11 protein-coding genes are annotated in these 13904 nt (G+C 47.1%); 9 read left to right on the plus strand and 2 right to left on the minus strand.

The genetic code is table 11. The features are described 5' to 3' along the window. The first annotated feature begins 94 nt into the window (after nt 1–94). From QUB33_RS17245 to QUB33_RS17255, 3 genes are read left to right on the plus strand one after another with little or no spacing between them, the layout of a single operon-like run. Entirely contained in the window at nt 95–3514 is a 3420-nt protein-coding gene (locus QUB33_RS17245; protein ID WP_445299533.1) for a CHAT domain-containing protein, read from the plus strand. A gap of 33 nt (nt 3515–3547) precedes the next feature. After that, nucleotides 3548–3823: a type II toxin-antitoxin system ParD family antitoxin gene (locus QUB33_RS17250; protein WP_333351852.1), complete on the plus strand. Its 276-nt coding sequence runs from the start codon at nt 3548–3550 to the stop codon at nt 3821–3823. Between the two features lie 2 nt (nt 3824–3825). Then, nucleotides 3826–4128 (plus strand): type II toxin-antitoxin system RelE/ParE family toxin, encoded by a 303-nt coding sequence (locus QUB33_RS17255; RefSeq protein ID WP_333351854.1) that lies wholly within the window; start codon nt 3826–3828, stop codon nt 4126–4128. 426 nt (nt 4129–4554) lie between these two features. Here the strand turns inward: QUB33_RS17255 and QUB33_RS17260 are convergent, their stop codons facing one another. Beyond that, complete coding sequence (locus QUB33_RS17260) at nt 4555–5376, minus strand: SDR family NAD(P)-dependent oxidoreductase (protein ID WP_333351857.1); 822 nt, start codon at nt 5374–5376, stop codon at nt 4555–4557. A gap of 713 nt (nt 5377–6089) precedes the next feature. Continuing rightward, nucleotides 6090–7523 (minus strand): carotenoid oxygenase family protein, encoded by a 1434-nt coding sequence (locus QUB33_RS17265; protein ID WP_333351860.1) that lies wholly within the window; start codon nt 7521–7523, stop codon nt 6090–6092. A 73-nt stretch (nt 7524–7596) separates the two neighbouring features. Between QUB33_RS17265 and QUB33_RS17270 the strand changes: the two genes are divergently transcribed. The 6 genes from QUB33_RS17270 to QUB33_RS17295 all read left to right on the plus strand — a co-directional run bounded on the left by QUB33_RS17270 (nt 7597) and on the right by QUB33_RS17295 (nt 13798). Continuing rightward, nucleotides 7597–8613 carry an LD-carboxypeptidase gene (locus QUB33_RS17270; RefSeq protein ID WP_333351872.1) on the plus strand — a complete coding sequence of 339 codons (1017 nt, stop codon included), beginning with the start codon at nt 7597–7599 and terminating at the stop codon, nt 8611–8613. Nucleotides 8614–8710: 97 nt separating this feature from the next. Further along, nucleotides 8711–9469, plus strand: coding sequence for a class I SAM-dependent methyltransferase (locus tag QUB33_RS17275; protein ID WP_333351874.1), 759 nt, complete (start codon nt 8711–8713; stop codon nt 9467–9469). A 221-nt stretch (nt 9470–9690) separates the two neighbouring features. Beyond that, nucleotides 9691–10692 carry a cytochrome c oxidase subunit II gene (locus QUB33_RS17280; protein ID WP_333351862.1) on the plus strand — a complete coding sequence of 334 codons (1002 nt, stop codon included), beginning with the start codon at nt 9691–9693 and terminating at the stop codon, nt 10690–10692. Between the two features lie 78 nt (nt 10693–10770). Continuing rightward, nucleotides 10771–12576 carry a cytochrome c oxidase subunit I gene (ctaD, locus tag QUB33_RS17285; RefSeq protein ID WP_333351865.1) on the plus strand — a complete coding sequence of 602 codons (1806 nt, stop codon included), beginning with the start codon at nt 10771–10773 and terminating at the stop codon, nt 12574–12576. Between the two features lie 154 nt (nt 12577–12730). Then, the gene (locus tag QUB33_RS17290) at nt 12731–13354 is read left to right on the plus strand and encodes a heme-copper oxidase subunit III (protein WP_333351868.1); all 624 of its coding nucleotides are present in this window, start codon (nt 12731–12733) and stop codon (nt 13352–13354) included. 75 nt (nt 13355–13429) lie between these two features. Then, entirely contained in the window at nt 13430–13798 is a 369-nt protein-coding gene (locus QUB33_RS17295) for a hypothetical protein (protein ID WP_333351870.1), read from the plus strand. Nucleotides 13799–13904 lie beyond the last annotated feature (106 nt).

Below are 13904 nucleotides of genomic sequence, written 5' to 3' on the forward strand. Positions count from 1 at the left end.
ACTGTAGCAAAAATGCCGATCGCCCTGACTTCTTCCTGCCTTAACACTAAGCAGGCTAGTGACTAAAATTGAAAAAAATACAAAAGGGGTGGCTATGTTCGATCGCACTCAATGGTTTTTGGCTGGTATGTCGATCGCGCTTTCGCTTCAGTTAAGTCAGCCAGTGGCAGCAGCCGTGCCCGTTGGCAAAGTCGAACAAACAGCACAAACTAACAGTAGCGACGCGGCCAAAAAAGTATATGAAGAAGGAGTACAACTCTACCATCAAGGAACAGCGGAATCAAAAAGAGGTGCGATCGTCAAATATGAAGAAGCATTAAAACTGTATCGGGCCGTAGGCGATCGCTCAGGGGAAGCGAACACCCTCACCTGGCTCGGCGGTATTTACTCAGAATTGGGAGAAAAAAAGAAAGCGCTAGAGTATTACAGCCATTCCCTTCCCCTGAGTCGGGCCCTCGGCGATCACCGTGGGGAAGCTATTACCCTCAACAACATCGGCAATGTCTACTCAGAATTGGGAGAAAAACAGAAAGCGCTAGAGTATTACAGCCAGTCGCTTCCCCTGAGTCGGGCAGTAGGTGATCGTGGTGGGGAAGCTAGCACCCTCACCAACATCGGCACTGTCTACACTGATTTGGGAGAAAAAAAGAAAGCGCTAGAGTATTACAGCCAGTCGCTTCCCCTGATTCGGGCAGTAGGCAATCGCAGTGTGGAAGCTACCACCCTCACCAGCATCGGGTTAGTCTACTCAGAATTGGGAGAAAAACAGAAAGCGCTAGAGTATTACAGCCAGTCGCTTCCCCTGAGTCGGGCAGTAGGTGATCGCTTTGGGGAAGCTAGCACCCTCACCAACATCGGCACTGTCTACGATGATTTGGGAGAAAAACAGAAAGCGCTAGAGTATTACAGCCAGTCGCTTCCCCTGAGACGGGCAACAGGCGATCGCGGCGGGGAAGCTGCCACCCTCAACAACATCGGCAATGTCTACTCAGATTTGGGAGAAAAACAGAAAGCGCTAGAGTATTACAGCCAGTCGCTTCCCCTATTGCGGACAGTAGGCAATCGCGGCGGGGAAGCTCGCACCCTCCACAACATCGGCTCTGTCTACGATGATTTGGGAGAAAAACAGAAAGCGCTAGAGTATTACAGCCAGTCGCTTCCCCTGACTCGGGCCGTGGGTGATCGCAGCGGGGAAGCTAGCACCCTCCACAACATCGGCTCTGTCTACGATGATTTGGGAGAAAAACAGAAAGCGCTAGAGTATTACAGCCAGTCGCTTCCCCTGACTCGGGCCGTGGGCGATCGCAGTGTGGAAGCTACCACCCTCACCAGCATCGGGTTAGTCTACTCAGATTTGGGAGAAAAACAGAAAGCGCTAGAGTATTACAGCCAGTCGCTTCCCCTGAGTCGGGCCGTGGGTGATCGCAGCGGGGAAGCTGGCACCCTCAACAACATCGGCTTAGTCTACTCAGATTTGGGAGAAAAACAGAAAGCGCTAGAGTATTACAGCCAGTCGCTTCCCCTGAGTCGGGCAGTAGGCTATCGCCGTGGGGAAGCTACTACCCTCAACAACATCGGCTTAGTCTACTCAGATTTGGGAGAAAAACAGAAAGCGCTAGAGTATTACAGCCAATCGCTTCCCCTATTTCGCGCAACAGGCGATCGCAGCGGGGAAGCTTACACCCTCAACAACATCGGCAATGTCTACAAGGATTTGGGAGAAAAACAGAAAGCGCTAGAGTATTACAGCCAGTCGCTTCCCCTGAGTCGGGCAGTAGGCTATCGCACTGGAGAAGCTCTCACCCTTTACAACATAGCTTCTACCAAACGCGACCAAAACAATCTTACCGAAGCCCTCAACGACATTGAATCCTCTCTCAAAATCATCGAAAACCTCCGCACCAAAATAGCCAGCCCCGAACTCCGGAGCTCATACTTTGCCACAGTACAGGATCACTACGAACTCTACATCGATTTGTTAATGCAATTGCACAAAACTAATCCTAAATCCGGTTATGATACAAAAGCCTTAGAAGCCAGCGAACGTTCCAGGGCCCGCAGTCTCCTCGAACTCCTCTTTGAAAGTAACGCCAGCATTCGCGAAGGCATTTCCCCCGATTTACTGCAACAAGAAAAGAGCCTGCAACAGCAACTCGATGCCATTGAAAAGCAGCGCATCGAAGCAATCAGCAGCCCCAATCCCAATCAAACTAAAATCGCTGAAATCGACAAACAGCGCCTATCACTTTTGCAACAATATCAGCAAATTCAAACCAATATTCGTACCGCCAGCCCCCGCTACGCCGCCCTCACCCAACCCCAACCTTTAACCCTGCCAGAAATTCAGAAACAGATTCTCGATGAAAACACTATTTTATTGCAGTATTCCCTCGGCAAAGACCGCAGTTATTTGTGGGTTGTGACATCAACAGGGCTAACCAGCTATGAATTACCAAAACAGGTTGACATTGAAACAGTAGCTAAGGAGTTCCTAGAGACAATAACTAGCCCAATCCAGAGAGAAATTCCCCAACAAGTTGCCCAAGCAGGTGCCAATCTGAGCCAATTAATTTTACAGCCAGCAGCAGCCCAATTAGGCAATAAACGATTATTAATTGTTCCCGACGGCGTGCTGCACTATACCCCTTTTCAAGCTTTAAATCTTGACAAAACCGCGGGAGAAAATACCCATGTTCCCTTAATTATCGAACATGAAATTATTACTTTGCCTTCTGCCTCAACTCTCGCGATTCTCAGGCAAAATTACGGAGATAGAAAACCGCCGGGCCGAACTTTAGCAATTTTAGCCGATCCGGTTTTCAGTCCAGACGATGAAAGAATTAAAGGAAAAATCACCCAAGCAACGACAGAAAAATTAGAAGCCAATAACCTCGGTTTAAATCAATCGCTTCGTGCTTCTAATCGGCAATGGCCGCCCGAACGCCTCCCATTTACCCGCCAAGAAGCCCAAACAATATCCAGCTTATTTCCCTCAGCTTCTAGCAGTCAAAAGATTGATTTTGATGCTAATCGCACTAGCGCCACCGACGGCAGCTTAGCTAATTATCAAATCGTTCACTTTGCCACCCACGGCCTTGCCAACAGCAAAAATCCCGAACTGTCAGGAATTGTGATGTCGATGGTAGATGACAAGGGCAATCTTGTCAATGGTTTTTTGCGCCTCACGGATATTTTCAACTTGAAACTGGCGGCAAATTTAGTGGTTTTAAGTGCTTGTCAATCGGGAAGGGGACAGAATGTTAAAGGCGAAGGAATGGTGGGATTAACGAGGGGTTTTATGTATGCGGGGGCGCAGCGGGTGGCGGTGAGTTTGTGGAATGTGGATGATGAAGGAACTGCTGTGTTAATGCAAAAGTTTTATCAAAAAATGGTGCAACAAAAGTTAGCGCCGGCTGCAGCTTTGAGGGCGGCACAGATCGAAATGATGCAGCAGGAAAAATGGAAATCTCCCTATTATTGGGCTGCTTTTACCTTGCAAGGCGAGTGGAAATGATATAATAGTTAGAGGTTCTCAGAGGTAAACCCCATGAAAATTACTCTCAAGCCTGAGCAGCAAAAATTCATAGAAGCACAAGTTACAAGTGGCAGATATCCTTCGGCGGAGGAGGTAATCGCAGCGGCATTAGAACTCCTAGCCGACAGCAGTGAGCCGACAGAGAGCAACAGCTATCAAAAATGGGTAGAAGAAACGCGACCAAAAGTATCAACAGGAATAGCTCAACTCGATCGCGGTGAAGGGATTGATGGAGAAATAGTCATAGCAAGATTGCAGGAAAAATTTCGCAAAATGCGGGAGAACTAAAGATGAGTCGCTACATTGTTTCTCCAGAAGCGAGTCGCGATTTAGATGAAATTTCGGATTACTTTGCAGCTAGAAATATTGAATCCGGAGAACAGTTTGTCGAGGAGTTCAATCGAAAGTGTCGCAATTTAATTAACTTTCCTAATATGGGTCGTAGTTACGAGGAACTAGCTGCTTCTGTGCGGGGGCTTCCTCTCATGGGTCACATTATTCTTTATCGGGCGATAGACAGTGGAATTGAAATTATCAGGGTGGTGAGGGGAGAACGGGATTTACCATCGCTATTTTCTGATGAGGATGAGTGATATCATTGGTGTCAACTTAACGTAAAACCTAGTCACAGACGGCTTTTGGCCATTAAACTTAGATCCCCCCTAGCCCCCCTTAAAAAGGGGGGGACAAGATTCTTCTCAAAGTCCCCCTTCTTAAGGGGGATTTAGGGGGATCTAGACTAAGCTAAAAGCGAGATTGATCAAGGGTTTGAGTCTTAAGTTGACACCTATGGGCAGTGCCGTGTCCTCTATATCATTCCGATGCAACCGGAAACGATATGACTAACAGTTAAAGTGTTTGCCAAATGTAAGGTGGGCTTAGGAACGGGCAAGATGCCCGTTCCACAACACATCAAATTTTTTGTGGGGAGTAGGGGTTGGGCGAACGGGCAAGATGCCCGTTCCACAAAAGAATGAGTTTTCTTGTGGGTTGGGCATCTTGCCCGCCCAGAAAAGGGTTTATCGCCCGCTAGCTAAAGCCTCCCGCAATTTGCGGCCCCGCGATTTATCCCGAAGTTCGGGAGTCGCCATCCGCAAGACCAAATCCAGCAACCAAGGCGCAATTCGGTGACACCAAACTGCTAGATGACTTTGCCATCCTACCAAGATTTCTGGCGCATCTTTCTGCAATCCCGCGACAAGTGCTAGGGCAACTTTTTCGGGAGTTGTGGGCACTACCCACCGGAATTGCTCCAAGTCTCGCACCATGTCGGTATCTGTTAGAGATGGCAGCAAAGCTGTGACTCGAACATTGTACTGAGTTAACTCGCTGCGTAAAGCTTGTGTGAATCCCAAAATGGCAAATTTGGTAGCAGAATAAGTCGCCATTGTGGGAGCGGCAATTTTGCCCATTAAGCTGGAAACATTGACGATTGTTCCCTCTTTTTGAGTCGCCATTCGCCGAGCTATCAAGCGGGTAATTGTGTAAGTTCCGAGCAAGTTTAAGGCGATTTCTTCCTCGATTAATGGCAGCGGGGAACGCAAGAAAGATGCTTGGTGGGCGACGCCTGCACAGTTGACTAGCAGGTGAATCGGGCCGCAATCTCGCCAAGCTTGGGCGATCGCAATATTCACCGCTACTGACTGAGTTAAATCCAAAGCTAACGGCACTACTTCTGTGCCCAAAACATCGATTTCCTCTGCCAGTTCAATTAATTGCTTGCGGTTGCGCGCCACAATCAACAAGCGTTTGACTCCTTGTCTCGCTAATGCCAGGGCGATCGATCGCCCAATTCCGCGCGAAGCTCCTGTAACAAGAGCTGTTTTTCCTTGAAGTTGCATAGATTAAACCTTTTGGTAGATGCTCACTGCGGCACGGAGTTATCAGTTGTGAGTTGTGAATTATTAGCTATGAGTTGGATGTTTTGGCGGTAACAACTCATAATTCATAATTTTGGGAAAGGCTATCTTGTTCCGATAGACCTCATTTACTTGTGGGGTTAACTCAAAACCAAAAACTGTTGAATCGCTAACGTGCGCGTGAGTTGAACTAAACTTTGGGTTTGCCAGAAATCAGTCAATTATCTGGTCATTTAACCTCATTCAAGCAGACAAACCTGAGATGGGCAAACCTAGTCGATAATCATGTCAAAGCGGGCTTTATTACCGCTTTTTCTTCAGTCTGCAGAGGCGGACTTTGCCTGTGTAGCCGCGAATTTATTCGCCGGGTATTGGTTTCCTTCAGTCTGCAGAGGCGGACTTTGCCTGTGTAGCCGCGAATTTATTCGCCGGGAATATTCACCGGGATTAGTTATTCGCCAGGGCTTAATTACCCTTCTTTTTTTAGTCCGCAGAGGCAGACGATATCCTGTGCAACCGCGACTTACAATCGCCGGGGATTGATGCGAATTGGCACAGGATAATTGAGCAATGCAGATTGTCAATTCCACACCTCCTAGATATGAGAATTTCCTATCTACACACACCTTAACAACTCGAAGTTAAAGCGGCAACAATTTTTAATAAATCTTCCGCAACACTTCTTTACAATTTTCTCATACGGCCGATTTCCAAGTGCCGTGAAAGCCCAAAGGTATGACACTGGGCAATTCTAGCTGACAAACAGGAGCGCGATCAAGCCCTTCGCTGTCAAATATCCAGACTTCGCTGCTGTCAGAATTGCCGTCATAAATAACTGTTACTATCCAACCTTTTTCCGAGGAAATATCTGGAACGTAGATGGGTTCAGCAGGATAGCGATTTTCGCCCAAGTCGGCAATTGTGAGATTGCGGCTTTGCGTGTCGAAACGGGCGATCGTACTAAAAACTTCCGCTACAATATCAACGTCAGGCCCATACATTGCCAGATAAATATATCGCGAGTCTTGCCCTATTTCTGAAGCAGGTACGATCGGAAATTCGCAAGGTTTATCCAACAATTCTTCTATTCCTGTCACTTTCCCCGTCTGCGGGTTGAGATGCGCTCGCCAAAGAGTGCCCTGGGCATCAGTGCGAGTGTCACCCGCCGCTACTTCTTTCAGTCGCTGATTAGTTTTAAAGTCAGGGAAGCGCACAAAATCAACCGCCACCGAACCATCTTCCTTTACAAAACCGTTAGCAAAATGCCACTGATACCAAGGTTCGGTTTCGCCGCGACTAACTAAAGAGAGAGTTTCCGAGTCAACAACTAATATCTGCGTTCCTAACTCCGGTTTCCATTCCAAAGAGTCGCTGTAACTGCTAATTCCAGCTAATACTGGCACAAAATTGAGTCGCAGCGGTGGCACAAAAAATATTAGATACTTTCCCGCCAAAACAAAATCGTGGATCAGGGGAATTCCATCTAAAGCAACAGTTGCTTGTTGCACAATTTTGCCTGTAGGATCGCTTTTATACAGATGCAACTTTGTACTGGCACCCGGTGTAGTTCCAAAGTTAAAAATATTGCCAGTAATGGGGTCGCGCTTGCAGTGAGCGGAATAAGAAGATCCACTCTCTAAACTGCCTAAATCCTCCGTTCCGCGAGTTTCCAGAGTTTGCAAATCGAGGCTGTGAGGCAAGCCGCCTTCCCACAAAGCTAAAAGGCGATCGGGCAAAGCTAAAACTGAAGTATTAGCAGCATTTTTAACAGATTTAGTCCACCGCAACCACGCTGGGCCCGGTGCTGTCATGCCATAATTACTGTAGAGAAATTTATCAGCTTTTTCCTCAGCTTGATATCCCGCTGTCTGCACGTAGCGATAAACAGCAGCAGCACCGACATCGGTAAAATGTACAGCCAAAATTGCACCATCGCCATCAAACCAGTGTCCCGCATTCATGCCACCGCGTTGCAAACGTGCGGGCCCGTTACGGTAGAGAGTGCCGCGAAATCCTGCGGGAATTTTACCGCTTTTAACCAATAGCTGAGTCAGCGGAAACTCCGCAGCAGGACGGGCTAAAGCTTGAGCCCAAGATTTTTTAGCTGATATCTTAGTGTCGGTTTTCATTGTAAACTCGCAATTTTAAACTGATATGGCAGAGATTTTGCTATACAATTATAGCAAAAATCACCTAACAGCTATGACTCTCCGCCGCCGCGCTCTGCTCACAACTTTTGGGCTGACTGCTATTGGTACTCAGCTTTTGCCGCTCGCCCAAACAAACCTATCTCCCACAAGTGCGATCGATAAGCCGCGCCGCCTGCAAATCGGCGACACAGTAGCTTTAATCAATCCTGCTGCTTTCAACTACAAAAAAGAAATCGAGGATTTTTTTAAAGTTATGGAAAAGCTGGGATTAAAAGTTAAATTGGGAGAGCATTTTTACGACCGCTACGGCTATTTAGCAGGCAAGGATGCCGATCGCGCCGCCGATGTCAACGCAGCCTTTGCCGATGACTCAGTGCGAGCTATTTTTACCGGGATGGGCGGCTGGGGCTGTGGTCGGATATTGCCACTCCTGGATTACAATATTATCGGCAACAACCCCAAAATCATTATGGGATTCAGCGATATTACCGCACTGTTATTGGCGATTTATGCTAAAACTAATAGAGTTACTTTTCACGGCCCTTTAGGTGCGTCAACTTGGAGCCCCTTTACAGTAGATTACGTCAAAAAAGTTTTGTTTGAGGGAGGTTCTGTGACGATGCACAACTCCAAAAGCGTGCAAGTTCAAACAATCGGGCGCGGCACAGCTAGGGGAAAACTAATCGGCGGCAATTTATCAGTAATCGCAGCTATGGTGGGTTCTACATATTTACCGCCGTGGGAAAACAGTATTTTGTTTGTCGAGGAAGTGGGCGAAGAAGTTTATCGCATCGATAGAATGTTGACGCAGCTCAAATTAGCGGGCATTCTTGATAAAATATCCGGTTTTATTTTCGGACAGTGTACCAAGTGCGAAGCTGAAAAACCCCAAGAGTCCCTAACCTTACCTCAAGTCTTGTCCGACCACATTCGCCCTTTGAAGATTCCCGCGTGGTATGGTTCAATGGTGGGACACATCCGGGAACAGTTCACTTTGCCGATCGGTCAAGAAGTCGAAATCGACGCTGACTCTGGTACAATTAAATTGTTAGAATCCGCTGTCAGCTAAATCTTAAATTATTCTCGATATTCGCTCGGCTCTTCCTCCGGTTCTGCATGACCGCGCAGAGCCTGGTAATGAAAAAATTAAACATACAATTAGGACGATCGTGAAAAACCGACAATTCATCAAACCGCTAGCAGCAATTATCTTAGCAATAATTTGCCTTTTGCCGCTCAATGCCTGTGCAGCAGCAAGTAAAACCGCAAATGGCGACCCAATTTATCAGCAGCGAACTGTCCACAATCCCGACGGAATCGGCAAATTTTACATGGGTCGAGAAATTGCCCAAGTCATGGGATATCAAGGCGCTAGTTGGCTAGAAAGACCGTCTCGCGGCATGGAAGAAAAATCAGCTCGATTAGTCAACAATCTCGATTTAAAACCAACCGATATTGTAGCAGACATTGGAGCGGGAACGGGATATTTTAGCTTTCGCATCGCTCCCTTAGTTCCAGAAGGAAAGGTTTTGGCAGTTGACGTGCAGCCGGAAATGATTAATTTTATTAAATTGAATAAACAAGAAAAAAATATTGCTAACGTTGAGCCAGTTTTGGGCACTACCGACAATCCCAATTTGCCTGAAAACAGCGTAGATTTAGTTGTGATGGTCGATGCTTATCACGAATTGGCATATCCCAGAGAAATGATGCAAGGAATTGTGAAAGCACTCAAACCGGGAGGCCGCACGGTATCGATCGAGTATCGCGGGGAAAACCCGATGATTCCCATTAAAGGTTTGCACAAAATGACGCAGAAGCAGGTGAAAAAAGAAATGGCAGCCGTCGGTTTAGTATGGAAAGAGACAAAAGATATGTTACCTCAACAGCATTTGATGGTGTTTGAGAAACAATCTCAAATTTAGCAGGCAAACAGAGCGATTATATAGCATTTTTAAGCATTTTTGTCAATGTACAAAAGACGTATTTTTTAGGCGTGCGGGCGATCGGTCAAAAATTCTAAGCCTTAAGTAACCCTTAAGAGAGACATTTTACTAAAAATACCATTTACAATTAAAAATTGATAACCCAGAGGCGCTTCCTTCATTTTTCAAGCGAAGAAGTGTCGCTATTAAGAAGTACCAGCGTGAACATTCCAAGTTCCATCCTCACCATGCTCGCCGGCATCGGAGTGACTCTGATCAGTCTCTGGTACGGGCAGAATCACGGTTTGATGCCGATCGCCGCCTCTGACGAAGCATCCCAGATAGACGGACTCTTCAATACAATGATGACCATTTCCACTGGACTATTTATCATGGTCCAAGGAATTCTCATTGTTGCTGCAATTAAATATCGTCGCCGTCAAGGAGACAACACAGACGGGCCGCCTTGGCATGACAACTTTCCCTTAGAAATTCTTTGGACAGCCGTGCCGGCAGTGATTATTTTAGGAATCGGAGTCTACAGTTTTGAGATTTACAACTCAATGGGAGGCCTCGATCCGATGGGCAATCACGACCACGGAACCATGCAAGCGCACTCTAAAATGCGGGGAAGTGCGATCGCAGCCACACTCTCAGATACACCCCAAAACGCCCCTCAAATTCCGTCTCCAAAACTCTATGCTTTAGGCGTAGGCGCTTCCCCCGAAAATGAAGACAAACCAGCAGACTTAGTTGTAAATGTCACAGGTTTGCAGTACGCCTGGATTTTTAGCTATCCAGAAAGCGGCGTTAGTTCTGGCGAACTGCATATGCCACTCAACCGCGACGTACAGCTAAATATCTCAGCTCAAGACGTGCTGCACGCATTTTGGCTGCCGGAATTTCGCCTCAAACAAGATGCAATTCCCGGGCGGCCGAGCGAACTGAGATTTACACCAACTAAAACTGGCGAATACCGGGTTGTTTGTGCTGAATTGTGCGGCGCTTATCACGGAGCGATGAAAGCTGTAGCAGTCGTTCACACGCCAGAAGAATTCGACGGTTGGCTGCAAAGCCAGCAAGTTGCTAGCAGTCAAAACTTAGAGCAAGCAGTTGCAGTCAATCCTGGGGAATTGTCCGACGGTGAATTTTTGGCTCCCTACGTCAGGGAAATAAAAATTAACTCCGAAACCCTAGAACAACTTCACCCAACTCATCACTAAAAATAGTCATTAGTTGCTGGCACTGGGTTTTTTATCCTTAGCTAATAACTAATGACTAATAACTAATGACTAATAACTATGACACAAGCACAGTTCCAAGAAAGTGCCAACACTGAGGCTCGCGGAACAGCGCCCGCCGATAGACATTGGCGCGACTACTTCACTTTTAATACCGACCACAAAGTCATCGGTATTCAATACCTAGTCACAACATTTATTTTCTATCTAATCGGCGGCGTGATGGCAACTTTGGTGCGAACAGAACTCGCCACCCCCGACTCCGATTTTGTCCCCCCCGAACTCTACAACAGTTTATTTACTGTTCACGCGACGGTGATGATCTTCCTGTGGATCGTACCCGCCGGAGCCGGATTTGCTAACTTTTTGATCCCCTTAATGATTGGGGCAAAAGACATGGCATTTCCCAGGCTGAATGCGATCGCCTTTTGGCTGATTCCCGTAGGCGGCTTGTTGCTCTTGAGCAGTTTTTTGGTAGGAGCTCCACAGGCGGGTTGGACTTCCTATCCGCCTTTGAGCTTAGTTACTGCTCAAGCGGGGGAAGAAATTTGGATTCTCAGCGTTTTGATTCTGGGAACTTCTTCGATTTTGGGGGCGGTGAATTTTGCCGTTACCATCTTTACCATGCGGGTTCCGAGCATGGGTCTCAATGATATGCCTTTGTTTTGCTGGGCGATGATTGCGACTTCAGCGCTGACTTTGATTGCTACTCCAGTGTTAGCCGCAGCTTTGATTTTGCTGTCGTTTGACTTGTTAGCGGGGACGGCATTTTTTAACCCGACCGGCAACGGCGATCCCATCGTCTACCAGCATTTATTCTGGTTTTATTCGCACCCGGCAGTTTACATTATGATTATGCCCTTTTTCGGGGTGATATCAGAAGTTTTGCCGGTGCATTCCCGCAAGCCAATTTTTGGTTATTTGGCGATCGCATATTCCAGTCTCGCTATCAGCTTTTTGGGCTTGATCGTGTGGGCACACCATATGTTTACCAGCGGCACTCCCGGCTGGCTGCGGATGTTTTTTATGATCACGACTATGATCATCGCCGTACCAACTGGGATTAAAATATTTAGCTGGTTGGCAACTATTTGGGGAGGCAAACTCCGGCTTGTCAGCGCCATGCTATTTGGGATGGGTTTTATCTCAACATTTGTGCTCGGCGGCATCACCGGGATCATGGTAGCTTCCGTACCTTTTGACATTCACGTTCACGACACTTATTTTGTCGTCGCTCACCTACACTACGTGCTGTTTGGCGGCTCAGTGTTTGGAATTTACGCTGCTTTTTACCACTGGTTCCCCAAAATGACGGGGCGGATGATTAATGAATTTTGGGGTAGAGTTCACTTTGTTTTAACTTATGTTGGCTTTACTGTAACTTTCTTGCCGATGCACGCTTTGGGTATGCAAGGAATGCCTCGGCGGGTGGCAATGTACGACCCGAAATTTACCACAATTAATGTCATTTGTACTGTCGGTGCTTATATGCTGGCAGTCTCTACAATCCCGTTTATCATTAATGTGATTTGGAGCTGGAGATATGGCCCGAAAGCAGGTGACAATCCTTGGCAAGCTTTGAGTTTGGAATGGATGACGACTTCGCCGCCCCCGATCGAAAATTTTGAAGGAGTGCCAGTATTGGCAACGGGGCCTTACGATTACGGCATGGAAAAAATTCAGAATACAGGGGAACGTCTCAGGCTCAAGCTGAGGGAAAATGCCACCCGCAACGCCCAGAAACAGGGTATTCCTATTGCGGAGGCTCAAGCTTCAACTTTCTTTGGGGGTACTGCAACTTTGGTGGCTCCTGAATCAGAGGTAAATATTGATTCTCCTGCTGATGAAAGTCAAGATGGCGAATAGTTATTAGTCATCAGGCATTAGTCATTGGGCATTGTTGACTGTTGACCCTTCGACTACGCTCAGGGCGACGCTGTTGACTGTTAACTAATGACTAATGACTAATGCCAACAGCCCACTGACAACTGACAACTGACTTCTTCATTACCAATTTATTATGCAAATTCCAGCGATCGATCCGGCAAAAACAGCCCTGAATTACCACCACGAGGCCGAGGTAGAAGCACACGGTGTAGAGCATCCCGACCACCGAATGTTAGGTGTAATTGTCTTCCTGTGCGCTGAAGGCATGATATTTTTCGGTATGTTTGCCGCCTATTTGATTTATCGGGCGATGGCCCCCGCGTGGCCTCCTGAAGGTACGCCCGAGCGCGAGTTATTGCTGCCGGGAATCAATACGATAATTCTGATTGCTAGCAGTTTTGTGATTCACAATGCGGATACTGCAATCAAAAAAAATGATGCTGTAGGAATGCGGAATTGGCTGCTCGTAACTATTGCTATGGGCGCAGTTTTCTTGTTCGGTCAGGTTTACGAATACGCTCATTTAGAGTTTGGCTTGACGACGAATTTGTATGCCAGTTGCTTTTACGTTTTGACTGCTTTTCACGGCTTGCACGTTACGTTGGGAGTGCTGCTGATGGTGGCGGTGGTGTGGCGATCGCGCGCGCAAGGTCACTATTCTAGCGAGCACCACTTCGGAATCGAAGCGACTGAGATTTACTGGCACTTTGTGGATGTGATTTGGATTGTTTTGTTTTTGCTGCTGTATATTTTGTGATCCCAGAGGCTTTTCGACCTCTGCCACACGAGATTTGTATGACCCCCAACAGGGGGTTTTTTTATTGTTTGGAGAGTGCGATCGACCTTTATTCACCCTCTCCAAGCCGATCGCGCTAAACTAAAAGTAGCAATTCTCCTATCCAGCAGCATTGAGAAAATTATGCAGTGCGAATTGTGCGATCGACAAATGGAAGCATTAACCGCCCATCACCTCACCCCCAAACAAAACACCAAGCGGAAAAACGAAGACCCAAGCCCGACAATCGACATTTGCTCAGCCTGTCACCGCCAGATTCACTCTCTATTTGACAACAAACACCTCGCCCAAGAGCTCAACACCCTGGAAAAGCTCAAAAATGACCCTGAACTCCAGAAATTTGTCTCTTGGATTAAGAAACAAAAAACCGACAAACGCATTCAAGTACGCAGCAAAAAAGCTTGATCGCAGGCAGGGCCACAACTCATATATATAGTCCAATGGCACTGAAAAAGTCTCAATCACGCCCTCCGTTTAGATTTCAAGACAGAGCGAGGTTCCTGCATTCGAG

The organism is Microcoleus sp. B3-A4, from assembly GCF_036705385.1.
GTDB lineage: Bacteria > Cyanobacteriota > Cyanobacteriia > Cyanobacteriales > Microcoleaceae > Microcoleus.